Consider the following 25,854-nt stretch of genomic DNA (forward strand, 5'->3'; position numbering starts at 1 on the left):
TGTACCGCTTCGGTCAAGTAAAGCGTTTAAAAAGTGAATATACGTATTCGCACTTTGTGATTTAGGGATGCTTATTATTTTAAATATGACCTTCGCTTAATTTTGGGTTCAAAATTAAGCAGATACAATACCATATCCGTACACTATTTACCAATTATTGAACACATTTTCCCAATTAGTCCAAAAACGAGCATTGATTATAAAAAATTAGGGTCTAAGCTTAATGCTTAGACCCTAATTAACGGATTATGTATTCTATTTATTTATGCCACAGAATAGCATATTAACCCATAACTCTATACCGTTTGAGATGTAGTTTTTGAAAAGTATTTTTTCTTCAACCAAAAGGAAACCTTTACTAAAAAAATCAATGCAGGTACCTCAACCAAAGGACCAATAACTCCAGTAAATGCTTGACCGGAATTTAGACCGAATACGGCAATTGCAACAGCAATGGCCAATTCAAAATTGTTTCCGGCTGCCGTGAAGGCCACAGAGGCTGTTTTATCATATTCCGCTCCGGTTGCCTTGGTAAAAAAGAAACCTATGATAAACATTAATGTAAAATAGATCAGTAACGGTACTGCAATAATCAGCACATCCATTGGTATTTCTACAATCAGTTCCCCTTTTAAAGAGAACATGATAACAATGGTAAATAATAGCGCTATCAAAGTCATAGGTGATATGGCGGGAATAAATTTGGTGGTGTACCATTCTTCGCCTTTTAATTTCACCAAAATCAATCTACTTAATATCCCCATTAAAAATGGTAACCCTAAATAAATGGCTACACTTTCTGCAATGGTACCAATTGATATATCTACTATGGCACCCTCAAAACCGAAGTAGGGAGGAAGCACGGTGATAAATATCCAAGCGTAAAAACTGTATGCAAATACTTGAAATATACTGTTCAATGCTACTAAACCTGCTCCATATTCACTGCTACCATCGGCAAGATCGTTCCAAACCAATACCATGGCAATACAACGAGCCAAACCAATGAGTATAAGACCTACCATATATTCTGGATAATCTGATAAAAAGGTAATTGCCAAGATGAACATTAACACCGGACCAATTATCCAATTTAGGATTAAGGAGATAGACAGAATTTTAGTGTTTCTAAATACCTTAGGTAGCAACGCATAGTTCACTTTAGCCAATGGCGGATACATCATTAGTATGAGACCTATGGCAATAGGAATATTGGTTGTACCACTGTTGAAGGTGTTTATGATATCTGGAAAGCTTGGAAAAAAATAACCGATTCCAACGCCTAAAGCCATTGCGGCAAATATCCACCAAGTTAAATTTTTATCTAGAAAACTTAATTTTTTAGATGCCATTTCTATTTGTTGATTTGTGAGAATATGTAAAACAATTCTGTTGCAATTTGAATACTTCTTTCAGCGTATTTTTCAGCTTGTTGCGGTGTGTTGTCAAAAGCCTTTGGGTCTTCAAAAGTAATAGGAACCCTTTTTTCTGCACCAGCAATAAATGGGCAACCGCCATCTGCTTGGGAGCATGTCATCACCGCTGCAAATTCTGACGCAGGATTAAACGGATCTTCATATGATTTTGAAAAACCTATAACCGGATGTTCGTTCTCAGAAAATTTAATGGCATAAACCGGATTGCTGGTTTCTGAAAGTTTTTGAATCTGAAATCCTTGATTCTTTAAAGTTTCTGCAACCATTGGAAATAAGGCGGTAGCCTCCGTTCCACCAGAATAGCAATTCACATTTTTAATTTTGAAATATGTTGCCATCGTCTGTGCCCATACTTGAGATAGATGACTTCTTCTTGAATTGTGGGTGCAAATAAAATTTATTCTAATAGCTGAATTAGCTGTTGTTTTCTGTTGAATAAAATCTATTAGCGGTTGTAAAACTTCTTTGCGTTCTTCTGTAATTGAATCAGTACGTAAAGAGCTGATGAATTGCGCTATTTCTGGTAACATAGTTGTTTCTTTAGTGATCATGTTATGGTGTATTATTAATGGTTAACAGCAGTTTCCGTCTGGTGAACAACAAGGTTCATTATTGATTTCTGAAAGATTTAATTTTGGTTTTTCTGCCGGTATGCCACAGTTGTCTTTTGCCAAACAGTCCGTTTGCTTAGATGTTAGTCTAAAATTGGTACCGTCAAAATCTAATCCGAATTTCTCAATGGTATTGCCTTGGTACTCAACTTCTATTTCCAAATCTTCTATTCCCAGTACCTTTTCAGATAGTTCAATAATATGTATTAATTTCTCTGGGTGTAATCTGTGGTCATAATCATCTGCATTCCATAGTTGAAAGTTGACCACTTCTTCATTACGTACCGTGCCGCCACAATCAATAAAGTTTTTGGTTATTTTACCTACCTCGGTAACGTGAAAGTGATTTGGTACCAATTCGCCATTCGGTAATTGAAAGGCGATAGTTTCAAGTGCTGCTAAGTGCTTTTTAACTTCTGATAGTTTCATAATGCTATGTTTTAAATTTTCGTATTTATATTAGTATATCGCAATAATGCGATAAAAGGAATCAAATTTTTTTAACAACAATTATTGTTAGAAATATCTTGATCTAGAAAGTGTGTCATAATATCTTTCATGCTCGCCCAATTTTCTTTGTTAATACAATAGCAAACACTGGTGCCTTCTACATTGCCTTTAATTAAACCTAAATTTTTAAGTTCTTTTAAATGCTGTGAAATAGTGGGTTGTGCTAAACCTATTTCATTGACCAAATCTCCACAGATACAAGTATCAATTTTAAATAGATGTTGTAAAATGGCTACACGGGCAGGGTGACCAAATGCTTTAGCGAACAAGGATATCTTGTTCTGCTCATCAGTAAACATTTCAGTTTTTGCTAAACCCATTCTTTAAATAATTGTTTCATTGCAATATTACGATATAATGTAGAGCAACAAAGATAATTGATCGTTAAATTTGTGTTATGTGAAGGCTATAAATATAAATTAGAGCCTATTTCGTAGGGAAAAATAATTCTTTTTGCTTCTTTCTAAAGGCTTTAGGAGTTTCGCCTACAGCTTTTTTAAATGTTTTTGTAAAATATGAATTGTCATAAAAATTAAAGAAATGGGCAATTTCTTCGCTACTCATATCCGTATATACTAGGTACCTTTTTATTTCTATAATCAACTTTTCATTGATGAGTTCACTTACGCTCTTGCCCATAGCCTTTTTGGTAATGCGGTTAAGGTTTTGCGGTGTCATATATAATTGAGCGGCATAATCTACCACACTTCTATTGTTTTTAAACTGTTTGTTTATTAAAGACTCTAAAGCCATCATATGCTGGGTGTCAACAGTTACTTTATTTTCTTTTGAAGCTCGGTAAAGTCTTGATAGTTTTACGAGAACTTGGGTGAGTTGAGCTTCAAGCATTTCATACTTTAAAAAATCATCATTTACATATTCGGTGTCCATTTCATTTATAAGTCGTTGAAACATCAGTAAATCTTCTTCTGATAATTCAATAAAAGGCTCACTTAAAAATCTATTGAAAATGGGTAAGGATTGTAACCATTGTTGTGCTCCATGTCTTAATATAAAGTCTGCTTGAAAGAGTACGCCAATACCTTCTGTAAACTCACCGTTAATGGCGAATACTTGCCCGGGGCTTCCAAAATAAACCGTGTTTTTTTTGGGTTTGTAACTATTGAAATCAATATTTAGTTCACTATTGCTTTCCACAAAAAATGAGATACCGTAGTTAACGTTTCTAAACGGATTGCCACTTTTTATGTATTCGGGCATATTTTCAGGCTTCAGTAAAATAAATTTCGGCTGCGTGCTACTCTTTTGATTTGCGTAATCAGCGTACAGTTCCGGTATTCCAATTTGTGGTATGTCTTCCATAAAAAATGGTATTTATTTATTTAAAAGTACCATTTTATGAGCTAAATAATGCTTTTTTATGGTGTAATGTTCTAATAATACCATAATAGGACATTTAATTACCATTTTTACGATTAAATGCTACGTTAACTTTGCGCCTCAAAATAGATAATTCTAATATGATGCGTAAATCTGAATTTGGTATGAAGAATAAATACCTGTGGTATCTACCAAAAAGTCTTTCAATTGTTTTTTTGGTGCTATTAACTATAAGCTGTGGTAACGAAGAAAAACCCAAGGTAAATAAAACCATTAAGGTAGAGGTTATGAACGTTGGTCTCAATACCAATAATTCTCAAACTAAAGTAGCTTATAATGGTACAATAGAAGCAGATGTAGCTATAAAGTCTAGCTTTCAAGTATCTGGTAATGTATTGCATGTTCCTGTATCTATTGGCGACTTTGTAAAGAAGAACCAATTGATCGCGCAAATTGATGCTACTATTTACTCTAGTCAATATGAACAACAACTTGCCCAGGTGCGTTTGGCAAAAGAAAATTACGAGCGTATCAATAATGTCTTCCAAAAAGGAAGTATTGCAGAGATAAGAATGTTAGAAGCTAGATCACAATATGAGCAGGCACAGGCAGCTGCAAAAATGACCTATGAAAATGTGCGCCATGCAAAACTATATGCCCCAATGGACGGGTATGTAAGTGACAAAATGATGGATGTTGGAGATTTGGCACAACCTGGTCAACCGATAGTGGAGATCGTGAATATTAACGCTGTAAAAGCTGTATTTCCAATACCTGATGGAGAAATCAATTCCATAACAAAAGGTGATTCTGCAAATGTAAATCTCCCAACATTGGACAAATCAGTTATAGGAATTGTTGATGAAGTTTCCATACGATCCAATCAAGGTTCACCAGTGTATACGGCATACGTAAAATTGAACAATCCTGATAAACAGATAAAACCTGGTATGACCTGTAATGTGCGTTTACAGGATAAGGTAGACCAGGATAAAAATTTAAAAGAGGTTATCGTGATTCCTTCAGAAAGTATTGCGGTTACAGAAGATGGTAAACAGTATGTATATATAGTTGATAATGGTATTGCAGAAAGAAAATATATAGAAACTGGCGAATTGTATGATAGTGGTATAGTGGTTAAAAAGGGACTAGCCAAAGGAGATCATCTTATTATATCTGGTTATCACAAACTAACACAGAGTACATCGGTAGAAATTGTTAATGACGCTAAGTAGTTTTTAAGATGAAGAAAAAAAGCGGAGCCATAGATTGGGCCTTTAAACATTCTACATTTCCTATAGTACTTGCGTTATGCTTGGTGCTCATGGGTGCTTATGGGCTATTTAACATGCCTAGAAACGAATTCCCCGACTTTACCATAAGACAAGGTCTTATTATTGGGTCGTATCCGGGTGCCTCTTCTGAAAAGGTAGAGCAAGAATTGACATCAAAAGTAGAAGAGTTTTTATTTGGGTACAATGAGGTTGACAAGACCAAGACCTATTCGTATTCCAAGGATGGTCTAATGTACATCTATGTAGAGATATCGGACAAAATAGACCATAATGCTACTGAACAGTTTTGGAATAAGCTAAAGTCAGAGGTGTTGATCTTTCAACAGCTTGAGCTTCCTAGAGAAGTTCAGGGTGTTATGGTAAACAGTGATTTTGGTAGTACGGCTGCCTTAATTCTTGGTGTACAGTCAGATTCTAGACCGTACAAAGATCTGCAACGCCATGTAGAGGATATCGAAGATGAATTACGACAGATTGATAACATGGCAAAAATTTCGCATTCGGGCGGACTTACAGAGCAAATTGCCGTGTATGTGGATCAAGATAAATTGGCTAGTTATGGCATAACGCCTAGCAGTATTTCTAATAGTTTACAAAATCAAGGTGCCGTGGTTAGCGCGGGTTCCTTGGAAAATTCAGAAAGGGAAAGACCTATCTATCTTGAAACTTCTTTGAAGACCGAAGCTGATATTGCTAATCAATCCATAAAAACGGAAGAAAACGGAAATATCATACGAGTACGAGATGTTGCCCGTGTTGTTCGTGAATATGATGACCCAGATTCTTATTTGACCATTAGCGGCTCTAAGGGTATGATCATTACTTTAGAAATGGCTAAGAAAGGCAACATTGTTCAATTCGGTGAAGAAATAGATGAGCGATTAGAAAAGGTGATCAGTGAATTGCCAAGTGATATTACCATTACAAAAATTGCGAATCAGCCAGAAGTGGTCGATCATTCTATAAGCCACTTTATGAAAGAGTTTGGTTATGCCTTGATCGGTGTAATCATCGTTACCCTAATATTGCTTCCGTTCAGGGTGGCATCGGTGGCGGCAGCAACCATACCTATTACCATTTCTGCAACACTTGCCATAATGTATTTTATGGGAATAGAACTGAATACGGTAACGTTAGCGGCGCTTATTGTGGTGCTTGGTATTGTGGTAGATGATCCTATTGTAATTATAGATAACTATGTAGAAAAACTTGATGAGGGTATGTCAATACCTGAAGCTGCCGTGAGTAGCGCCAAAGAGCTTTTCCCATCTGTATTTACCGCAACATTGGCTATCTCGGCAACATTTTATCCGTTGTTGTTCTTCATGGAAGGTGTGGCGTCAGATTTTATTAGTGCATTTCCGTACGTTATAATTATTGCGCTTACATTATCCTTGATTATATCTATTTTATTGGTGCCTTTCATTAATTCACTTTTCATAAAAAAGGGATTACATGATAACCCTCAAGAAAAAGGACAAGATGATAAAAAATCTATGTTGGACAGGCTGCAGTCCTTTTTTGATAATGCGGTCAACAAAGCCATGGAGCGTTATAAATTGACCATTGGTTTAGGTATTGCGGCAGTAGTGGTAGGTGTATTGCTTTTTGGAGGCATTAGCCAGCAGTTATTTCCAAAAGTGGAACGTAATCAATTCTCAATAGAGATCAATTTAAACCCAGGGAGTAGTCTAGATGAAACTACCAAGGTGGTAAACGGATTGGAGAAAGTATTAAAAGCCGATGAACGTGTAGCATTTTACACCAGTTTTATTGGTCAAAGTTCTCCTCGTTTCCATACGCTGTATGCACCAAACCTGCCAGCAAAAAACTATGCGCAAATTTTGGTAACCACCATATCTGACGATGCTACGGTTGAGGTTTTGAACGAGTATGATGAAAAATATGCGGATATGTATCCAAATGCATATTTAAGGATGAAGCAATTGGATATGGCAGGTACCAACGCGCCTATAGAGGTAAGGTTGTATGGTACTGATGTTGATCAGCTTAAAAAGTATGGCGATACGATAATCAATATTGCACGTAATACCCCAAAAACACTTTGGAGCAGAACTGACTTTGGCAGTATGAAAGAAGCTGTTAAAATGGATGTTAAGCAAAATGAAGCTGCAAGGTTAGGTTTAAACAACAGAGATATTGCCAATGCCGTTGCAGTGAACACTACGGGCTTAAAAGCTACCGAGGTTTGGGATGAGGAGTATACTATTGATGTGAAGATTAAAAGTGAGAATCAGCATCGCCAAAATGTATCGGATCTGCGTCAGCTATCCATAATTTCTGCGCAAAAACAAGCAAAAGTTCCTTTACGACAAGTAGCTGAGATTACTCCGCAATGGTCTCAAGAACAAATTACCAATAGAAATGGAAACCGTTGCCTTACCGTTCGTGTAGATATTACCAAAGATGCGGTTGCCAATGAGGTACTCGCAGAAATGATACCTCATATTGATGAGATCACCTTTCCGAAGGATATCAGAATAGAGTATGGTGGTGAGTATGAGCTGCAAATAGAGAATAATAAACCAATGGGACTTTCCCTTATGCTTAGTGTGGTATTGATTTTCTTGATACTGCTATGGCACTTTAAAAACTTTATGCACGCGTTATTAAGTTTTATCACCATGCCGTTGAGCATTTTTGGTGCGGCTTTAGGGTTGATATTGATGCAGTATCCTTTTGGATTTACCTCATTCCTTGGTCTTTTGGCGCTATGTGGTATTGTAGTAAGAAACGGAATTATATTAATTGATTATGCTGATGAGTTAAGGCATGAACATGGCTATAGTGTTAAAAAAGCGGCTATTCTAGCAGCGGAAAGACGTATGCGCCCCATTTTCTTGACATCTTCCGCAGCAGCTGTTGGAGTAATACCTATGATCGTTAGTCGCTCTAGTTTATGGGGACCGCTGGGTACCGTAATTGCATTCGGACTCATGTTCTCCATGGTGCTTACTTTATTTGTTCTTCCTGTGCTGTACTGGTTGTTCTTTAGAAAAGAGGATAATGAGACTACCACGGAAGAAGTGGTCAACACTAATGTTTAATAGTAGAATTTAAGTAATGAAACACATAAATACTTATTTATCCAAGGTTGGTAAATCACGTAGCTTTTTAACGATATTTTGTTCCGTAGCTATATTAGGGAATGTTTTTGCCCAACAAATTTCATTGGAAGAAAGTAAAGAAGCTGCTTTAAAGCATAGTAATGCCATTAAGAACGGTTTGCTGACCATAGAGAAGTCAGAAGCCTTTAAACGTGAAATGGTAGCAAACTATTTTCCTAATGTAGAGGCTAGTGCACTTGGGCTATATGCGCCTAATGACCTCATTGGTCCTATAGACGGTTTTCTTCCCAATGGTATAGATAACTTATATAATGCCAGTGCAACGGCAACCGAAGTAATTTATGCCGGCGGAAAAATCAGAAATTCCAATGCATTGGCAGATATACAACTGGAGACTTCACAAATCAGGGCGGAACAAGCGGTAGATAGCGTTTTGTTGGTAACCGAAAATAAGTTTTGGCAATTGGTACAAATACAAGAGCAACAAAAAGTGGTAGAGACCAATGAGATTTATCTAGATGAACTTTTAAAGCAACAGCAGGATCTATTGGAAGCGGGTCTTATTGCAAAAAACCAATTGTTACAGGTAAAGGTCAACCGTAGCGAATTGCTTTTAAATAAAAGTAGATTGGAGAATATGCGCAAACTGGCATTGCTGGATTTTTCTCTTTATGTAGGCGTGGCTTATTCTCCAAACATGAAAGCCGCTGCAGATTTTGATCAAACGATGGTTCCTGATTTTATGTATAACGAGCCAGATATGGATCTTACTGGTAACAGTAATTATGAGCTTCTTGAAAAGTCTATAACGGCAAGTAGCCTGCAGACAAAAATGGCAAAAGCAGATATGTTACCTTCTTTGGCGGTAGGAGTGAGTGCCGTTGAATTTGGGGCTTTTGATGATGATTTGGATAGCCAGTTTACCGGCTTTGCCTTTGGCTCTTTAAGTATCCCCATTTCAGATTGGTGGGGCGGCGGTAAGCAAAGACTTAAGCAAGAAAGAATACAAGAAGAAATAGCCCAGAACAACCGAATGGATGGTATAGATCAATTAAAAGTGGCTATTACCCAAAGCTGGTATGATTTATTGAATGCACATGAGCAAATTCAATATGCATTGGAAAACAAGCAATTGGCAGAAGAAAACTTAAAAGTGAACAGGGACAATTATGATAACGGCTTAAGTAATTTAACCGATTTATTAGATGCACAAGCCATGGCGCAGAATGCCCAATCTACATTGATAGATGCCTATACAAATTATGAAAATAAAGAAATCACTTATCTGTACAGAACGGATCAATTGGTAGTTCCAACTTTAGAGAGTTTAAAACAATAACCAAAGCTATAACCTAAACTTTATATTTCAGTAATTTCTAGATTGCCAGCATCAATAAGGAATATCAGGTCCGTATGAAAATGAAACAGATATTTAGAATGTTGACCCTGGCGGTAATGTGGCTAATTGCTATAATGGTGTTTGACATAGTGTTGAATATAAAAAATTTTCAAAGTGAAGATTGGCTTGCTTATTTAGAATATACGTTTACCTCAATTTTACCTTTTGTGCTGGTTTACTGTTTGGTAATTAGCGCAAGCGATGTTTTTTTGTTACGTAAAATGCTTAGGGATTATCCGTTTGCTAAAGTGGTATTCATAAAAGCCATTTTACAATTTGCGGTGATGTATTTTATTCATTTTGTAGGTACATATATAATTTTTGAATTAATGCCACCAAGTTCTAATGAAGCGGTCAATGCACATTATGCCTATTTAGGGTCTTCACTAAATATATTCTATATCATATATTTTTTTGTAGTTAGTTTTCATTTCAGTTTATATGCACAGGTTTCTAGAAAATTTGGTTCTACAAATCTTTATGATATCATCATGGGTACATATTTTAAACCGAAAGAAGCTCAGCGTATTTTTATGTTTTTAGACCTTAATCAGTCTACGACAATAGCCGAAGAAATTGGGCACCTTAAATATAGCAGACTCATACAAGAATGCTTTAGCAAGTTAACCCATCACATTGAAAATTATGATGCTGAGGTGTACCAATATGTGGGGGATGAGGCGGTGCTTACGTGGCAAAAATCTAACAATATTGCTGCACAACAATGCTTGGACCTATTTAAAGATTTTCAAGATAATTTAGATGCAGCGGCACATGAATTTAAAACTGAGTTTGGTTGGGTACCTAAGTTTAAATCTGGTGTGTGTTATGGTACGGTAGCCATTGCTGAAGTAGGGGACTATAAAAGGGATATTGCTTTTCATGGCACTGTTTTAAATACGGGAGCCAGATTGTGTCAATTATGCAAAGAAATCAATGAAGATATTCTTTTCTCTAATTCGTTCTTTTCTCTTTTGACCCATGGTGTAGACCGGTTGGATTATATAGGGGACTATATGCTTACAGGAAGAACGTCTAATGAAAAAGTGTATCGCTTATTAAGCTAGTATTATGACATACTTTTTATATAAAAAATTTGTTGACATGAAGTGATGTTAAATTACAGAAGAAAAATCTGGAGTAAGAGATTTTATTAGTTTGACAATTTTAAGGTGTCTTTTTAACCGAATACATTAAATCAACAATTTCTTAACCTAAACTTTTGAAAATGAGTATTTTCTATGTTACTTTTATAATAGAATAAAATACTATAAAAATGGCACTGAAAAAACAAGTAAAAGGAAAATATACATTAGTCACCTTTACCATAGCGGAGAATGAAGCACCTAGTACGTCTAACGTAATACTTTTGGGCGATTTTAATAATTGGCAGACAAACGATAGTTCTTTTCAAATGGAGAAGAAAGGTGGTAGCTATGAGAAGAGTGTAAAACTGGAAAATGGTAAAAAATACGAATTTAGGTATTTGAGTGATGATAAGGGATGGTTTAATGACCATGCTGCAGATGCATATGTACCTTCTCCATATTTTGGAATAGATAATAGTGTGGTTGATTTAAGTGCTTTACCGGAAAAAAAGAAAACTGTAAAGAAAGTTGCTGCTAAAAAGCCAGTAGCTAAAAAGACGGTTGCCAAAAAGCCTGTAGCAAAGAAAACAACGACCAAGGCCAAAAAAGATGATCTTAAGAAAATTGAAGGTATTGGCCCTAAAATTGCATCAATTTTGACCGAGAATGGTTATGGTACTTTCAGTGCACTTAGTAAGGCATCAGTAAAATCTTTAGAGGAAATTTTAAAAGCTGCTGGACCTCGTTACACTATGCACAAACCCGGTACATGGCCAAAGCAAGCTAAATTGGCAGCTTCTGGTGACTGGGATAAATTAAAAACTCTACAAGATAAATTAGATGGTGGTAAATAATCGCCAACATTATATATAGCAAAAGCCCTAAGATATATTCTTAGGGCTTTTTGATTTATAGGGGTCTTTTAAATCCCTTGTATTATTTCATAGCAGTTTGGTAATCTATGATAAACTTTTTCATCATACTTTGTAGTGCTGTTTTGTCTTTTTTGCTCATTTTAATAATATTGAGCCAAGCAGTTCCAATGTCTTTAGGTGCAAAAGATGAAAACTGCTTTTTTACTACCAAGCCTTTTTCTTTAGGATAGAATGTGAGTCCTTTTTTAGTAATTTTTATATTATCGGCATCTATTTTTTGAACAGGAAATGTCAGCTGCATTGCATGCTGAATTTCATTGTAGAAGTAAACGTTGCCTTGTGTGGCATTTATTTTTGCATAGTAATTTCTATTATCCTCACTATGTTCTTCTATAAAGGCATTTATAGTTTCTACTTGTGTTTGTAATTCTTGGGCGTTACCGTTTTTAACAAATACAATGATTAGGAGGAGTGTAATAATTATTTTTTTAAGCATGATAATTTTGTTTTGAGCTTAAATAACGTATAACATGAACTAATATTGGCTGTTGGTTTTTTGTTTCCCTATGAAATGAAAGCTTTTGTTCTAATATTTAATTTGATTTAGTCACCATTATTAAATTGCTGTAGCGCATCTTGTTGAAATGTCCATATCTCAGAAATTGGTACAATTTTTCTTGTCAAATCATTTATGTTCTTATGTTTTGTCCATAAAAAAGGATAATATGAGATACACTGATTTCCATTTATTTCGGCTATTTGCTTTTTCCAACCGGTCCATCGAGTATTGGAATAGAACAGAGATAGATCACTGGTAAATGTCCAACATAAAAAATCAGAATAACCTACCTCCATAGGTTCCCATTCCAAGGCATCTGGCGCAAAATAATATACATTGCCTAAATCATCGCCTAATGCACCACCATTTATTGCGAAAAATCCGCCGACTACATCATCGGCAACTAAGAATATAGCTGGTTTATCTCCATATTCCTTAAATGTTTTTCCTTTGTTCCACTCAGGTAAAGTTCTATTCAGCTTTTGGTTGCCAGAACCCAAAATTCTAATCCATCCATGGTCGATTAAAAGTCCGCCAGTTTCGTAAATGATAGCTCCCATGGGAGAGCGAGTAGATACTTGAGTTTGATACAGTGCATTATCAGCTTCTTTCTTGTTTTTGGGTAGAACTTCAATTTTGTTGGTTGCATCATTTATCCATTCAGTAACTAATGCCCAGCCAGATTCATCAATATTTATTAATTCATTTATTGTTTTCATTCTGATTAGTGCAGATTAATTTATTCAAATGACTGATTTTTAATACGACTATTTACTCTTAAAATAGACTACTTCTTTTTCTTAAATAAAAATTTATTAATACGGTTTAATATGCTACCCAGAAAATTCCAGAATCTATGTAGAATTCCTTCAAAAAGTACGTCAACGAAAAAACTAACAATAACATCAAAAATCATCTTGTGAACTCATTATTTTAAAAGTAGTCTTTAATTAATAGGGCAGTGCTCCTTTATTATTTTGTTACCGCCCAATCTTGCCCTTCATATTCGGCCCAAGAACAGTCTGCAGGTTCTTCTAATGCACTTTTTACCATTTCAATAAGTTTGGGGTCTTCATCTTTAAAAATAGATTCTCCGCCCATTATTAAAGCCCTACTTAGTTCGTCGTTCATTTTGTCGGTATTCTTGGTCAGGTAGTTTAATTGACCTAACCTAAGATGTAAAAACGGGTTGCCAATAGTATCCTTAAATTGCATTACAAAATTGAAATTTTTGAAAGCCTCGTCTATCATTCTTGCCGCAAAATATACTTCTGCTATATGTACAATAATATATCTACCCGCCCTGGTTCTTTTTTGATCATCGGTAAGAGACTCATATATTTTTAAAAGCTCATTGGTCTTAGTTTCAGAATCTTTTTCATTGTCAAGCACAATTGAATCTATTTCTAACATAAGAGCTTCAATAGATTTAGGTACGTTTATGTATTTCTTGATTTTTTGTACATCTACCTTTTTATTCATTGCAAGTTGATTAAACTGTTGTTTACTATTATTCTTATTAAATAAATTGAATAATCCCATATGTTATATTTTAAATATTGATCAAAGGTTTGTTGGGTCTCTAAAAATCAGGAAATTTTTCGGCTTTTGTTATATTCCAGTCCTCTTTTATAATGCTGTAATACACATCATTTCTACTGTCGCCATTGGGCGCTATGTAATTATTTCTAAATAGACCTTCTTTTTTTGCTCCTAACTTTTCAATGGCTCTTTGTGATCTTAGGTTGTCTTCATCAGCACTGAATTGTATTCTTCTAAAACCAATACTTTCAAATCCGAATTTTAGTAATTCATACTTGCAAGCATGGTTAAGTCCTGTGCCTTGAAATTGAGTACCATACCAAGTCCATCCAATTTCACATTTTTGACTTGTTGTATTAAGATAGCCATATCTGGTACTTCCGGCTACTTGATCTGTTCGTTTGTCTATAATAAGAAACGGGTAGCATAGACCCATATCTTGGTCGTTCAGAGTATTTTTTATATAATTTTCAAATTCGAGCTCGTTATTCATGGTCATACCCATATAAGTCCAAATACCTGTATCAAAAATTATGTTCTTTAGTTCTTTGTTCCTCTTGTTTTTAAAAGGAAGTAAAAGCACTCTGTCATTTTCTAATTGAATAGTAGTGTTTAAAAGTTCTATGTTCATACTCAATGCATTTTTGTATGTAAGCTGACAATTTAGCCTGTGTAAATGCTATCAAGACTAATTGTAGGCACTAAAAAAAAATAGATACACTCAAAGATTATTTTACAAATATCAAAAACCTAATTTATAAGAAAAGATCAACAACCTTTGAGTTCAATGTGATAGATAAAAGTCAATACTCTAAAGCCCCATAAAGTCATAGTTTGTATCGCTTTTATTTTATCATTTTCATCATGCACAACAAGTTTATCTTTAAATGATTTTATATGCTTGGTCCATAAATTACCAGTGGTATCTTCCAGTAAAAAATAAAATCCACTTTCTCCAATTCTTTTTCCCAGCGATTGTAAAATTAATTCACCGTTACTGCCTACACTGGGCTCTAGAATAACGGTTGCATTTCCGTTTGGCAATGGAAACATCGCCTTAATACAGTTTTTTCCATTTGGTATTATACAAGTTTCGTATACCCCGGAATACACTACTTGATTGCTTTTTGCAAATGTTCTTAGCCAAACTGTTCTTTTTAATTCTCTGCTTTTTTTGTCTACTAAGTGGATAATGTCACTTTTTAAATTTTTGGCATCTGTATTGTTTTTCATGGGAAGATTTAATTGTTCAATTCTATTGCTGAACAATATTTTTAGCAAGAAACCAAAAGCTTTGAAAAAAGGATTCCATTTTACGGTAAGGTCAAAATCGTAGTTACTCGTATTTTCATAAAAATCTATTACTTTTTTAGATAAACGCTCCTGTTCTTGTGATGTAAGCCCTAGTTGGTTAATAGATTGTATAAGTCCCTTGTTAATTTGGTTTGATTCTATTTCCAATTGCTCCCTAACAGCTAATTGCTGAATGAATTTTTGACCAATACCTTTTGTGTTTCCAAACGGACCAACTAACCATTCATAGTCTTTGCGAATTATTTTTTTACCAAAAAGTATAACCCATTGCTGCGTTATCCAATCTTGAAAATTTTGTTTTAATGATGCTATTTCCATCAAGTTGTATGCATTTCAAAGTATGGAATATAGGTGTCTTTTTCCTGCCATGAACCAAATTCTGAAATGGGCTTAAACCTTAAAGTTACAAACTCAAAATGAAAACTTTTTCTCTCTCTTTCTTTCATGGCATTTGCATGTCTTTTGGGTTGAGCCATTTTACTATGACCGTGGACCATATTGGTCATTTCTTTTTCTGTTTTCCAGATAGAGAAAGTTGAAATGGTATTGGGAAATTTAAATGATGCCATTGATAATAGGGTGCCGTTGTGATCACGGACCAATTTTTCAACTGGTCTGCCCCAACGTAAGAACCTGGGAATTGCCCATGGTTTCATTCGTGCAATGGTCACGGCAACTACTGGTGAGGAAGCTAATTCCAATGTTGCCTTATGTTCCGGTATTTTGAATTTACTGGTTTTTCCCCATTGTCGCATAAATGCCAGTCGTACATGCCAACCATTGTTTAGTTGGGCACCAAATTTCTCTTTTTGTAAATAGTCATCAAGTGCTTTTTCATTTTCCCATTGTGCAAATACTGCCATCTGTCTTGTTAAAAATCTTGATTGGGAAAAGATAGGGGCACCTAATTTCATTGCTGTCATATACTCAGCATGTACAAGACCGGGTGTTTCTTTGTCTAGAGGGTTTACACACAAACTTTTCACTGCATATGAAAATGATATTTCAACCAGGTGATAAGTAAATATATTCATAAACGTATTTGTGGAATTTGACCTTACTAAGAGTACTAAAATACAAAGAAGGTTTAATTGTCTTTTATTGTATGAGATTATCTTTTTTCAGGTAACGGGTGGCACTTAATGTAATGCCATACTATTTTGAATTTGATGCTAAATAAGAATTTAGAGGTAGCTTTAGTTCTTTAAATATAATGTTTTGTATTTAATGAGTTAAAATAAGAGGGCATTGTAAATGCTTAGTTGATTAAAAGTGTTTATTCCGTGAAAATAACATAAGTTCCTGATTCAGTATTCAATTCAAATTCGGAATTGAGGATTATGATTTCATTATAATCCGTATAAGAACAACAGTCTTCTATTTTTCTTTCGGCATCTACATAAAAGTCAAAAATGTGATTATCGGCTATACGAATCTTTAAATTTACCGTTTCTGTTTCCCAGCCAATTGAATTTATATGAATTATGTTGATGTCATTTTCCGAAATAAAGGAAAAATCTATAGGTTCATCATTATTCAAGTTGTCGGTTATTGTAATTTCATTGGAGTTAAACGTCCCATTGGTGAATAAATTTTCTCCGCTTGTTTTGTCAACAATTTCAAAACTGAAACTTTGGGGTGGAGTAAAACATTCCCCACAATTGTCGTCATTACAACTTTGGAAAATTATTAGGAATAATACAAGTTTCAATTTAAGTATTCTCATTTCCTTGTTTATTAGAACTTATAAATTTACAGATACTAATGAAGACCAATAAGGTCTATCACATTTAGGAGTGTGAGCAAGTTATATTTAAAGAAAAAAAGGTAGTTTAAAGCAAAAAAGAAAATATTAATTAACTTTAAGAAACTGGACTAAGGCTTTTCACAGGAGGTTTTGTTTTGGCACGTTTTTATCGCGCAATTTTCACTATTCCATCACGATTTCTTTTGGCAAGTTCTTCTATAAATTTGGTTTCTCCTCCGATTGTGGTAAATGCTAAATCGTAATCGGTATTTACAACCCAATTCTTTTCTTTTGGATAAATCAAACTAGGTGTTAGTCGCAAATTTTCTAATTCAAGCAATTTTGGAAGTCCATTTATTCTACCGCTATAAATTAAATCTTTTTCCCAGTTTTTTGTGGCAAGCAAAGTGTAGAACAATTCAATATCTTGGTTTCCATATATTTCATTTACTACTTCAACTAAGCTTATTAAATGCTCCTTATCCATTAACCCTTCTCCAGGATAAAGTTCATTGTTCATTTGCTTGTCGTAAGTGTGGGTATGTTTGACACTCTACATTATTGCCTTGTTCAAGTCAAACTCTCTATTTTTTAGTTTATGAAAATCTTTCCAAGTCACACGAGAAAAATCATCTTCAGGAAATTCTTCATCCGACAATTCTCGAACTACGATTTTATCTTTTGGGATTTTATTATTTATCCAAAATGAATGTAAGGCAATTGCATATTCCTGAAAATTATTTGGTAACGTTAATTGAAGGAAAAATTCAAATGGATTTTTTTTCACGTAATTTTAAATCATATTCTTTTTGTTCTCCGACAATAGTTGCGTAAGGTTTAATCCAATCTTCTATATCTTTTTCTGTTAGTTCCAAGGTTTTTCTTAAATATGCTACAACGGGGAGTATAAGAAATGTAGAGCAGAGGGTTATCACTAACTCTAGGTTTATAACTAAGCCAAATATAATGTTTTGTGTTCACCTTCAATTTTGAAACATCAAATTTTATATTTGGCGCCATGTAAAATAAGACCCAAACTTTTGAACCAACACTTACCTAGCTCTATGTTTTTTATACACTGTTGTACATAGTGCTTTATTCTTCTGGTTTTGTATAAGTTACAATGTCAATTCCAATTCCGTTTGGGTCTTTGATTGCAAAATGTCTGTCGCCCCAAGGTTCATCTCGGATTTCAATTTCTATCCGGATACCCATTTCTTTTAGTTGCTTGTACACTTCATCCACATTTTCAACTTCGATGGTCAAATACATTCCTTTTCCATTAAATGCCGATTGGAAAATTGGTTTTTGGCTTGGTTGGTGCGGTAACAAAAAGCTTAATTCTGCTGATTGGTTGGGTGTGTGAAGCAATAGATAAAATTCGTTTTCAAAACTCACTCCAAAGTCCAAAAACTCTGTGTAGAATTTCTTTGTTTCTTGCAATTTTTCAGTAATAATTCCTGCGTTAAGTTTCATCTTTTCCGTTGATTGTGCATTTGTCAAACCTACTGTTAGAGCAAACACGGTTAATAATAATATTCTGATTATCGATTATTTTGTTGCTACAAATTTAGGCTTGCAATAACCCGAAAAATTGTAAAAATCGGTCAAACTTAACGGAAGGCTTCAGAAGGTGTTACGCCGTAAAATTTCTTGAAGTTTTTAATAAAATGTGCTTGGTCATAAAAACCAACGTCGAAGTACAGTTTATTTTCTTTTAGTCTTTGTTTTGAAGGTTTTGCATTTAAAATGTGTTGAAAACGTACAACATCACTAAACGACTTTGCAGTTGTGCCAATGTAAAAGTTAAATATTCTTCGAAGTTGTCTTGGACTTAAACCTGTGTTTAGGTCTTTTTCAGTGTCCAAAAATCCATTCCTTTTGAAAATCAGGTCCAATGAATCTAAAAAACGGTGGTCATAAACAATATCTTGGGTTTTTGAAAATCCGATAATTTTTTCATTTAGGATTTCTATTATCTTCTCAAATGATTCCGCAGGTTTGATTTTTGAATTAATCCACTCTGAAAAGTTGGGCAAAATTTTTTTCAGTTCTTGAGATTGATTACTTAAAATTTTGGCATTTACTTTGAACAAATGAGTAAATGCAGAAGGTAAAAATCGAATGCCGATATAATCAAATTCTTTGCCGATTGGGAACTGTACGAACTTTCTGCAAAATCCCATCACGAAGTTATCAGCTGGGTTTTTGTGGTTAAAAAATATGTCAATACAGCCGTCAGAAACAACTCGGTAATTATAATCACTTTTTAGAGGTTTCTGTGTTTTCAGTTGCCAAAAACAGTATATGAAATCCTCAATTTCTTTATTTGGTTTGCTTTCTCGATAACTTATTCCGTTATCGTTAACCGAAACTGTTGGCTGAATCGGTTTGTAATATTCTCGTATGGTTTTTAATTCATTCACTACATTTTTTTCGTTTTATCTACAACGGACTTGTGTATGAAACGTAGCGTGCAAAAAGACACTAACTTTTCGGATTAACACAGAGCCGAATTTTTATATTTTGTTTTTAATTTATCATTTTTTAAAAGCCAAATTAAAAATTTGGCGGACTTTCTAAATATACACAAACCTTTCGTTTCAGCACTTATTAGCTATGTTTTATACACCGTGTTGTACCTAGTTTTTTATGTTTATTAATTCAATATCTAATTTTTTTCTTAAATCTGTTTTTAAGTCAACTTTTATAGGTTTGAATTCAATTCTTTCTCTATTATTCTCATTAAACTTCTCAATATATTCTTGCGACTGTTCAAATAAAAACTCTGAGAAATGATTTGTTCCAACTAAAAATTTTAAATTAATTATTGAGTCAGTATTCTCTCTAGTTTGAAAATAGGTCCATTGCCTTGGACTACTTAAACCTCTATAAAATCCAAGCGTATCCTTTTTATTATTAAAAACGTAACAATATAATTCTTGAGGTCTGTTTTCAAGTAAAAAAACATCATTTCGGAATTGTGTTTGATAAAGAGTATCATTCCATGATAATGAATATCCACCATTTGCAAATTCGGGTATTATTTCTATTTGCATTTTCATTCGGTCTATCCTCAGTTTTGTTGGTTTTTTGGAACAACTAAATAATGCAGTTAAAATCAGTATTAATAATATTTTTCTCAGGATTTCTTAAATTAGGTACAACAATTGTATATGTATACAATTGCACATATTTCTATTATCGGTAATTTAAAAAAAATAAAAAAGAGAAAAAGATGATTACTTCATCAAGTTAATTTCTGCAATACTTTTTATTCTATTTCTCTCCAAAAAAGCATCAATGGTCTCAAAATGTTCAATTACGCGTTGTTCTTTAAATTCAAATACTTTTTGAGATAATCCTTGTAAAAAATCCCTATCATGAGAAACCAGAATAAGTGTACCATCATAAGTAGAAAGAGCTTCTTTTAAAACATCTTTTGATTTTAGATCTAAATGATTGGTTGGCTCATCTAATATTAAAAGATTTACAGGCTCTAACAATAACTTCACCATTGCCAACCTTGTTTTTTCCCCACCGGAAAGCATGCTTACTTTTTTGTCGATATCATCGCCACTGAACATAAATCTTCCTAAAATATTCTTGATCTGGTTACGAATATCACCAAAAGCGACTTCATCTACCGTTTGAAAAATAGTAAGGTTTGGATCTAATAATGATGCTTGGTTCTGGGCAAAATAACCTACCTTAACATTATGCCCAAGTTGGCAAGTACCTTCTACAGGTATTTCATTAAGAATAGCTTTGATCATGGTAGATTTACCTTCACCGTTTCTACCTACAAATGAAACTTTTTCTCCTCTGGAGATAGACATGTTTGCATTTTTAAATACGACATGATCATCATATGCTTTTGAAACATCTGTAACCGTAACAGGATAATCTCCCGAACGTGGGGCAGGAGGGAAACGAAGCTTTAATGAAGATGTATCTATTTCATCTATTTCAATGATCTCCAGTTTTTCTAGCATGCGCTCTCTTGAACTTACTTGATTGGTTTTGGAGTAAGTTCCTTTAAAGCGTTCTATGAATGCCATATTGTCCGCAATGAATTTTTGTTGTTCTTGGTATGCCTTGATCTGGTGCGCCCTACGAACTTCACGTAATTGTAGGTAATGGGAGTAGTTTGCCTTATAATCATAAATACGCCCCATGGTAACCTCAATGGTACGATTGGTAATATTATCTATAAATGCCCGGTCATGTGAAATGACCATTACGGCATTGGCCTTGTTCAATAAGAAATCTTCTAACCAAATCACAGATTCAATATCTATGTGGTTCGTAGGCTCATCAAGCAAAATTAAATCTGGTTTTTGCAATAGTATTTTTGCCAGTTCTATACGCATGCGCCATCCGCCACTGAACTCATTGGTTTGTCTTGTGAAATCTTCTTGTCTAAAACCTAATCCTTTGAGTGCTTTTTCTACTTCGGCATCATAATTTACATCTTCAAGAGCATAATATTTTTCACCAATATCAGAGACTTTTTCAATGATACCCATATAGGCATCACTTTCATAATCTGTTCTTGTCTCCAATTCTTTATTAAGCCTCTCCATCTCATCCCGCATATCAAAAACATGCTTAAACGCCTTGGCAGCTTCTTCAAATACCGTGCAGTTGTCCTCGGTAAGCAGATGTTGCGGTAAATAAGCAATAACGGTATCTTTAGGTACGCGTACATTGCCTCTTGTGCTCTTTTGTTCACCGGCAACTATTTTCATCATTGTTGATTTTCCGGCTCCGTTTTTACCCATAAGGGCAATTTTATCGGTTGGGTTAATAACGAATGATACATCGCTAAATAGGGTAGTGCCACTGAATTCTACGGCTAAATTATCTACTGAAATCATGCTGCAATTTTAAAATGCAAAACTAATAATAAGAAGTGGTGCATTTACTAACCGCTTTAAAAACTTATAGATAATCTGTGCCGATCATTTTAAACACAGGGAGATTTTCTAAGTGCTTTTTTTATTGCTTAGCCAATTATAAATTAAAAGTACAATGGCAAGAACAAGTAGTAAGTGTATAAGTGCTCCTAGAATTTTAAATACTACAAAGCCTAAAACCCAACCTATGATCAAGGCTGCAATTATAAAGTATATGATATTCTTCATCTTTATTTTTTTGTTGGCCAGTTCATTATTTCAGCGTGGATATCTTCTGTGGATTTTTGTCTCCGTTTGGCAATTTTAGCTATTAGGGCTTCAAAACTATCTTGCTCGCCATTAGCATCTAAATCTTCTGTTTCAGGGAAATTTGCCAAATATTCATCTTTTACCGCCAACCATTGCTTTTCTATATGTAAATCATACTTTGCAGTAGCTACACCGCCATTATTCACAGGTTTGCCAACCTTTTTATTTTCATTATTATGGTCAGCAATATTTTGATGTTGTGGAACGTCATTCTGTAATCCGCCTGTAGAACGTGATTTATCTTTACTCTTATCTTCTGTTATCATCGCTATAATTTTATGTATTCATTAAAGTAAGAACAAGGTAATGACACCTATCATTTATGTGTTGCTCTAATATTACTTTAATTGACGGGATAAAATTTGAAGATGAAAATTAAGGGTGATGCTCACATGACATCTAATTAGATAGGCCCTTCTTTTTTATTTTGAACATTTTGGCCGCAGATGTATAACCGCCTTCTGTGCCATCTACAAAGTGAGAGTGTGTGGTTCTACGATCAAGTACATAACAAGACATAATCGATGCATGGGTAACGTGAATACCGTAAATCAATTTTTTATCCCTTTCCATTTCATCTAAATAGGCAATGAAACAATCTATACTTTTCTGTTCTGCAGTAAAAACAGTATTGATCATGCCATCTAGCATAAAGGTGTGAGACAATTGTTCTATTTGACTTAAATATTGTTTTCCACTACTTGTAAGATTTAAGTAAATTCTGCCAAAATTTGATTTTAACCAACTTTTAAAAAAATACATCCAGCTGGTGGAAGTCAATCTAATTTTCATTTCTTCCCAGACTTTGGTAGGGTTTGGGTCTAATTTGAGATTGTTACTTTTTATAGGCTGCCTATTTTCAAATTTCCCAAATTCTTCATCCATTTGGGCAAGTACTTTTTTATACACATTTCGTTGATCTTTTTCTAAGGAGGCATCTAATAGTAAGCATACTACTTTAGTTTGTTGTTGGTCCGGTAGTATCTGGTCCCAACGACATTCCATTCCTTCTAAATTTAAGAGTGTTTCATCAAATGCTGTGGTTTCTTCTTCCTTAAAAGAAGATTTTATCATGCTTTCCGCTACTTTTAATCCGTCCCCTAAAACGATAGGAATAGATAGCTTATCAGTTAACCGATGTTTGGCAATTTTTAATTGAACCTCTGATTCTATTAATTTACTAACAGGAATTTCACCAACCCGTAGAACTAGATCAATTTTTCTTTTAATATGTATGCGGTAATTTTCAAGAACATGAATTATTTTGTTAAGCAATGATGAAGGTACTATGAATGTAGCGCCATCGCCACCAAAAAAATAGGGGATTTCATTGCTTCGTTTTACCTTTCTTATGGCATTGAGTACAGAAATAATAGCTCCGGTAGCGGTTAAATTTACCTGATGGTGATTGCCCGCGTTCACTGCACTGGTAGAGTTTAAAATATCTACAACAACAACGTGCCAAGATTTTGGTACATCTACAAAATAGGTGTCATCTCCCAAAAGTTCAATAAGTGTACCTTTAAAGGGGCGTAGATTTTTATAGAATTGTTTGTCTGCCATTAACCTTGTGTAACCTACAATGAGAAATTTTTAATGTTGCGGTGGAGTGCCGGCACCAACCGTAGCGTCTTTAAACCAAACCTCTGTATAACAGCCGTTTTCGTATTGTTTTTTAATGTCTCCGTTATAGGTCTCTGATCCGGTATGCCAAACAATATTTTCTTCAGGATCTTTACCGTTGGTCTGGTTATAAGCTCCTTGCTTAAAATTTTGCAATTCGCCAGCATAGGCATTTTCTTTTTCTACACCATCACGCCCTATTGCCGCATATAAAGTCAATATTTGTACTGGTATATCAGTTGATTCTGCAAAGTCTGTCTGTATTAGGCTTTTGGTAAACGTTTTGGTTTCATGTCCGTCGCTTTTAAACGTAAGGTACATTATGCCTTTGTAGACATTGATTTCATAACTAAATTCTTCGTTTAATTCAATGCCATCTTCCGGCTCTTGGGGGTAAGTGGTAGTGGTTTCTCCGACAACCGACATATCATAGCCCCAAACTGCGGTAGAATAATCCCAACGTTTACCGTTATCTCCTTCGGTATTTATTTCATAATTCCAAAAAACGGAACCTTTTTTATGACCCGGAAATTTTTTGTAGAAAATTTTTAAAGGTTCGTTTTCATGACCTTCCGTACCATGAATTTGACCAACAACTACGGAATAAGAAGCAGCTACCCGGGCATCTCCAGAAGTAGAAACATGCTTTACTTTTAAAGTACCGGTTAGTTTGCCACCGGTATCTGGTTTCCATTCTTCTTTTTGACCCAGTTCTGTTCTAGTGTTGCTTGATGTTCTAGAGGTTACACCAGAATTAGGTGCCTTATATACTACCCAATTTGTATTGTTTTCGTTTTCTACATAAAAAAAATCTTTGTGCTCAACATCAGTTAAATTATTGAAACTTTTGCCGTCACCACATAGAATTTTCCATTCTTTCATAAAAGGAATCACATCATCTGGGTATAGTGTTTTTTCATTTTCAGCAACTGCTGATTTTTTTGTTTCAGTTTTACAAGAAGTAAATGAAAACAATAATGTAAAGGTTATCAATACTATATAGAAATAATGTGAAGGTTTTAAACGCATTAATATATTTATTTAGGTTTTACTTATTTTAAATATACGATAGATCCATTGTTATTTCTAATAATGTTCGCTAAATTCAAAAACGTAAAATAGCTAAACATTTCTTTAAAAGGAATAAGCTTTAATGTGATTCTAAGGTAACTTGCTGGTCACGTTTAGTACAAAAGAACAACTGTATGTTCTATGTGTTAATGGTTAGTGTAATTGACATACAGTTGAGAAAAGGTCTCTATAATTTAGAGACCTTTTCTATATATTTCTGGGTATCAGATTTTTTCGATAACAAATGAATTAATCTTGGAATAACGTATTTAAACGTTTATTTTAAATAAGGCTAATTTTACCAACGTATATTTACGTAGGTAAGTTGAACGAGGATATTTAATAAAACAATAGCATGAGCTCAGTGTTTTTGGTAATTGATGATGATTTGGTTTCTCAGTTTACGGCGAGGTATGCTGTAGAGCAGTGTAGCACAGATACTCAAATCTATGTTTGTGAAAGTGCTATTGAAGCCCTGGAACTATTGACCAAATTAAAAAATGAAGACAAGCCTATACCAGATTATATTCTGTTGGATTTGGTAATGCCTGAAATGGACGGATGGGAATTCATTGATCAATTGCAAAATTATAATGCCAATATAAATAAGATAAAGGTATTTATCATGTCTGCTTTTACGAATTCCAAGGATCGGGAGAAAGCCAAGCAACACCAGTTTATTGAAGGGTATTATGAAAAGCCATTATCTAAGAACATGGTTCAAAATATGATCAAATAGTCTTTCCATCATTTTGTGGTTCAACTTATAATTCTTCGGTTTTACAATTTTTAAGTAATAAAATCAATTTCAATAAATTCTCCGCAAACAGTTCTGCGTAGTTGTCAAGATCAGATATTAGCTCTATTTGTTTTAATTGCTGATGCCTTTTTTCAAATTCCATGAATAGGAAGTAATTATCAAAATTAATTTTTGAAACAAACTGTTGTAAAAGAATATGGACCTTAAGCGCATTACCTTTCGTGTAATAGTCGGTCTGAAATTGTTGAAGTAATAGTAAGAGTTCGGTTCGGTCGTTTGTAGCCATCATAATCAGTATTGAATCAACTTAATGGGAACATAGTTAATTGATAACGAACAAATCTAATTGTAAGTATTTTACTACAC

At 34.3% G+C, this 25,854-nt stretch carries 29 protein-coding genes; 6 read left to right on the forward strand and 23 right to left on the reverse strand.

Annotation, left to right across the window (positions count from 1 at the left end):
• Positions 1-296 precede the first annotated feature (296 nt).
• From arsB to CSC80_RS11820, 5 genes are all read right to left on the reverse strand, one after another.
• The gene (gene arsB, locus CSC80_RS11800) at positions 297-1,352 is read right to left on the reverse strand and encodes an ACR3 family arsenite efflux transporter (RefSeq protein WP_099192032.1); all 1,056 of its coding nucleotides are present in this window, start codon (positions 1,350-1,352) and stop codon (positions 297-299) included.
• Between the two features lie 2 nt (positions 1,353-1,354).
• On the reverse strand, positions 1,355-1,987 hold the full coding sequence (locus tag CSC80_RS11805; protein WP_099192034.1) for a protein-tyrosine-phosphatase: 633 nt from the start codon (positions 1,985-1,987) through the stop codon (positions 1,355-1,357).
• A gap of 21 nt (positions 1,988-2,008) precedes the next feature.
• Positions 2,009-2,476, reverse strand: coding sequence for a DUF6428 family protein (locus CSC80_RS11810; protein ID WP_099192036.1), 468 nt, complete (start codon positions 2,474-2,476; stop codon positions 2,009-2,011).
• Positions 2,477-2,547: 71 nt separating this feature from the next.
• Positions 2,548-2,877, reverse strand: a complete 330-nt coding sequence (locus CSC80_RS11815; protein WP_099192038.1) for a metalloregulator ArsR/SmtB family transcription factor — start codon at positions 2,875-2,877, stop codon at positions 2,548-2,550.
• A 106-nt stretch (positions 2,878-2,983) separates the two neighbouring features.
• A complete protein-coding gene (locus tag CSC80_RS11820; protein WP_099192040.1) occupies positions 2,984-3,880 on the reverse strand; it encodes an AraC family transcriptional regulator in 897 nt (298 codons plus the stop codon).
• 158 nt (positions 3,881-4,038) lie between these two features.
• Here CSC80_RS11820 and CSC80_RS11825 point away from each other — a divergent pair, with 158 nt between their 5' ends.
• The 5 genes from CSC80_RS11825 to CSC80_RS11845 all read left to right on the forward strand — a co-directional run bounded on the left by CSC80_RS11825 (position 4,039) and on the right by CSC80_RS11845 (position 11,623).
• Complete coding sequence (locus CSC80_RS11825; RefSeq protein WP_099192042.1) at positions 4,039-5,133, forward strand: efflux RND transporter periplasmic adaptor subunit; 1,095 nt, start codon at positions 4,039-4,041, stop codon at positions 5,131-5,133.
• Between the two features lie 8 nt (positions 5,134-5,141).
• A complete protein-coding gene (locus tag CSC80_RS11830) occupies positions 5,142-8,261 on the forward strand; it encodes an efflux RND transporter permease subunit (protein WP_099192044.1) in 3,120 nt (1,039 codons plus the stop codon).
• Between the two features lie 16 nt (positions 8,262-8,277).
• A complete protein-coding gene (locus tag CSC80_RS11835; RefSeq protein ID WP_099192046.1) occupies positions 8,278-9,621 on the forward strand; it encodes a TolC family protein in 1,344 nt (447 codons plus the stop codon).
• An 80-nt stretch (positions 9,622-9,701) separates the two neighbouring features.
• Positions 9,702-10,748 carry an adenylate/guanylate cyclase domain-containing protein gene (locus CSC80_RS11840; RefSeq protein WP_180268613.1) on the forward strand — a complete coding sequence of 349 codons (1,047 nt, stop codon included), beginning with the start codon at positions 9,702-9,704 and terminating at the stop codon, positions 10,746-10,748.
• Between the two features lie 209 nt (positions 10,749-10,957).
• Positions 10,958-11,623, forward strand: coding sequence for a helix-hairpin-helix domain-containing protein (locus tag CSC80_RS11845; RefSeq protein WP_099192050.1), 666 nt, complete (start codon positions 10,958-10,960; stop codon positions 11,621-11,623).
• A gap of 82 nt (positions 11,624-11,705) precedes the next feature.
• Here CSC80_RS11845 and CSC80_RS11850 read toward each other — a convergent pair whose 3' ends face one another.
• The 17 genes from CSC80_RS11850 to CSC80_RS11925 form a co-directional block, all read right to left on the reverse strand.
• The gene (locus CSC80_RS11850; protein WP_074673562.1) at positions 11,706-12,140 is read right to left on the reverse strand and encodes a hypothetical protein; all 435 of its coding nucleotides are present in this window, start codon (positions 12,138-12,140) and stop codon (positions 11,706-11,708) included.
• Positions 12,141-12,247: 107 nt separating this feature from the next.
• A complete protein-coding gene (locus CSC80_RS11855) occupies positions 12,248-12,922 on the reverse strand; it encodes a DUF2625 domain-containing protein (RefSeq protein WP_099192052.1) in 675 nt (224 codons plus the stop codon).
• Positions 12,923-13,175: 253 nt separating this feature from the next.
• Complete coding sequence (locus CSC80_RS11860) at positions 13,176-13,745, reverse strand: hypothetical protein (protein WP_099192054.1); 570 nt, start codon at positions 13,743-13,745, stop codon at positions 13,176-13,178.
• Positions 13,746-13,785: 40 nt separating this feature from the next.
• A complete protein-coding gene (locus tag CSC80_RS11865) occupies positions 13,786-14,376 on the reverse strand; it encodes a GNAT family protein (protein ID WP_099192056.1) in 591 nt (196 codons plus the stop codon).
• Positions 14,377-14,513: 137 nt separating this feature from the next.
• Positions 14,514-15,377, reverse strand: a complete 864-nt coding sequence (locus tag CSC80_RS11870) for a hypothetical protein (RefSeq protein WP_099192058.1) — start codon at positions 15,375-15,377, stop codon at positions 14,514-14,516.
• Positions 15,377-16,093, reverse strand: a complete 717-nt coding sequence (locus tag CSC80_RS11875) for a hypothetical protein (protein WP_099192059.1) — start codon at positions 16,091-16,093, stop codon at positions 15,377-15,379. Before CSC80_RS11875 ends, CSC80_RS11870 begins: the two co-directional genes overlap by 1 nt.
• Positions 16,094-16,335: 242 nt before the next feature.
• On the reverse strand, positions 16,336-16,785 hold the full coding sequence (locus CSC80_RS11880; protein ID WP_099192061.1) for a hypothetical protein: 450 nt from the start codon (positions 16,783-16,785) through the stop codon (positions 16,336-16,338).
• Positions 16,786-16,972: 187 nt separating this feature from the next.
• Positions 16,973-17,326, reverse strand: a complete 354-nt coding sequence (locus CSC80_RS11885; protein ID WP_099192063.1) for a hypothetical protein — start codon at positions 17,324-17,326, stop codon at positions 16,973-16,975.
• A gap of 33 nt (positions 17,327-17,359) precedes the next feature.
• The gene (locus tag CSC80_RS11890) at positions 17,360-17,593 is read right to left on the reverse strand and encodes a hypothetical protein (RefSeq protein ID WP_099192065.1); all 234 of its coding nucleotides are present in this window, start codon (positions 17,591-17,593) and stop codon (positions 17,360-17,362) included.
• A 308-nt stretch (positions 17,594-17,901) separates the two neighbouring features.
• On the reverse strand, positions 17,902-18,282 hold the full coding sequence (locus CSC80_RS11895) for a VOC family protein (protein ID WP_099192067.1): 381 nt from the start codon (positions 18,280-18,282) through the stop codon (positions 17,902-17,904).
• A 137-nt stretch (positions 18,283-18,419) separates the two neighbouring features.
• Complete coding sequence (locus CSC80_RS11900; RefSeq protein ID WP_099192069.1) at positions 18,420-19,232, reverse strand: helix-turn-helix domain-containing protein; 813 nt, start codon at positions 19,230-19,232, stop codon at positions 18,420-18,422.
• Positions 19,233-19,448: 216 nt separating this feature from the next.
• Positions 19,449-19,865, reverse strand: coding sequence for a hypothetical protein (locus CSC80_RS11905; RefSeq protein ID WP_180268614.1), 417 nt, complete (start codon positions 19,863-19,865; stop codon positions 19,449-19,451).
• A 183-nt stretch (positions 19,866-20,048) separates the two neighbouring features.
• A complete protein-coding gene (locus CSC80_RS11910; RefSeq protein ID WP_099192071.1) occupies positions 20,049-21,686 on the reverse strand; it encodes an ABC-F family ATP-binding cassette domain-containing protein in 1,638 nt (545 codons plus the stop codon).
• A gap of 108 nt (positions 21,687-21,794) precedes the next feature.
• A complete protein-coding gene (locus CSC80_RS19335; protein ID WP_143751746.1) occupies positions 21,795-21,953 on the reverse strand; it encodes a lmo0937 family membrane protein in 159 nt (52 codons plus the stop codon).
• A gap of 2 nt (positions 21,954-21,955) precedes the next feature.
• Positions 21,956-22,300 (reverse strand): hypothetical protein, encoded by a 345-nt coding sequence (locus tag CSC80_RS11915; protein WP_099192073.1) that lies wholly within the window; start codon positions 22,298-22,300, stop codon positions 21,956-21,958.
• A 133-nt stretch (positions 22,301-22,433) separates the two neighbouring features.
• Entirely contained in the window at positions 22,434-23,597 is a 1,164-nt protein-coding gene (locus tag CSC80_RS11920; protein ID WP_099192076.1) for a DUF3095 family protein, read from the reverse strand.
• Positions 23,598-23,627: 30 nt separating this feature from the next.
• The gene (locus tag CSC80_RS11925) at positions 23,628-24,686 is read right to left on the reverse strand and encodes a polysaccharide lyase family 7 protein (protein WP_099192078.1); all 1,059 of its coding nucleotides are present in this window, start codon (positions 24,684-24,686) and stop codon (positions 23,628-23,630) included.
• Positions 24,687-25,083: 397 nt separating this feature from the next.
• Here CSC80_RS11925 and CSC80_RS11930 point away from each other — a divergent pair, with 397 nt between their 5' ends.
• Positions 25,084-25,467: a response regulator gene (locus CSC80_RS11930; RefSeq protein WP_074673576.1), complete on the forward strand. Its 384-nt coding sequence runs from the start codon at positions 25,084-25,086 to the stop codon at positions 25,465-25,467.
• A 25-nt stretch (positions 25,468-25,492) separates the two neighbouring features.
• Here CSC80_RS11930 and CSC80_RS11935 read toward each other — a convergent pair whose 3' ends face one another.
• Positions 25,493-25,777, reverse strand: coding sequence for a hypothetical protein (locus tag CSC80_RS11935; protein WP_058102481.1), 285 nt, complete (start codon positions 25,775-25,777; stop codon positions 25,493-25,495).
• Between the last annotated feature and the right edge of the window lie 77 nt (positions 25,778-25,854).

The sequence above is a fragment of the Maribacter sp. 6B07 genome (genome assembly GCF_002700155.1).
GTDB lineage: Bacteria > Bacteroidota > Bacteroidia > Flavobacteriales > Flavobacteriaceae > Maribacter > Maribacter dokdonensis.